This is a genomic window from Streptomyces sp. NPDC088554 (assembly GCF_044752945.1).
GTDB lineage: Bacteria > Actinomycetota > Actinomycetes > Streptomycetales > Streptomycetaceae > Streptomyces.
In genome coordinates, this window is sequence record NZ_JBIVMF010000103.1 from 1 (window position 1) to 1141 (window position 1141).

The 1141-nt window shown below is 69.5% G+C and carries 1 protein-coding gene; it reads right to left on the reverse strand.

Going from position 1 to position 1141, the window contains the following annotated elements:
- Nucleotides 1–1141: condensation domain-containing protein (locus ACIP8W_RS31970; protein WP_402205923.1), on the reverse strand; the 1141-nt coding region annotated here is incomplete at both ends.

Here is a 1141-nt window from a genome sequence, read left to right on the forward strand (position 1 = left end):
GAGGAGGCTGTCGGGGTCGTCGGTGCTGCCGAGGAGTTCTCGTTGCCAGAGGGTGTAGTCGGCGTACTGCACCGGCAGTGGTTCCCACTGGGGAGCGGTGCCCGCGCAGCGTGCTTCGTACGCCGTGGTCAGTTCGGTGGCCAGCGGTCGCAGCGACCAGCCGTCACCGGCAACGTGATGGACCACGAGCATGAGGACGAACTCTTCGGGTCCGGTACGCAGCAGCTTGGCCCGTATGGGGAGCTCGACCGACATGTCGAACGGATGGCGCGCGGCGTCGGCCAGCGCGTCCTCCACGTCCGCCACCGCGACCTCTGTGAGCGGCAGATCGATCCGGGTCGTCCCGTCCACGGGCAGCACGTGCTGGTAGGGCGTGCCGTCAATGTCGGGGAAGACGGTGCGCAGGCTTTCGTGCCGGGCGACCACGTCACCGAGCGCCGCCTCCAGCGCGGCCCGGTCCAGCTCACCCGTCAGCCGAAGCGCCAGCGGGATGTTGTACGTGGCGGAGGGGCCCTCCAACTTGTTCAGGAACCACATGCGTTGCTGCGCGAAGGAGAGGGGGATCGCCTCGGGCCGGACCATGGGAGTCAGAGGCGTACGGACCGTACGACCGTCCAGTTGCTCCACCAGGCCGGCGACGCTGGGTGTCTCGAACAGCCCCCGGATGGAGAGTTCGGCGCCGAGGACGGTGCGGATGCGGCTGACGAGGCGGGTGGCGAGCAGGGAGTGGCCGCCGAGGTCGAAGAAGCTGTCGTCGATGCTGACGGAGGACACACCGAGCACTTCGGCGAAGAGGGAGCAGAGCACCTCCTCGCGGGCGGTGCGCGGGGCGCGTCCGCCGGTGGAGGCGTAGTCGGGCGCGGGCAGAGCGCGCCGGTCCAGCTTGCCGTTGACCGTCAGCGGCAACGCGTCCAGCAGCACCACAGCGGAAGGCACCATGAACTCGGGCAACCGCTCGGCCACATACGCCCGCAGATCACCCAGCAGCCTGCTGAGCCGCCGAGATCCGCTCGGACTGTTGACGAACGCACGAGGTGCGGCGCCCTTGTCCGCGTGGCGGTAGACGTCGGTGTACGCGTCGTGGTCCGGGGTGTGGTCCGGGGTGTCGGTGGTGGTGTCCTGGGGGAGGAGGAGCGCGTCG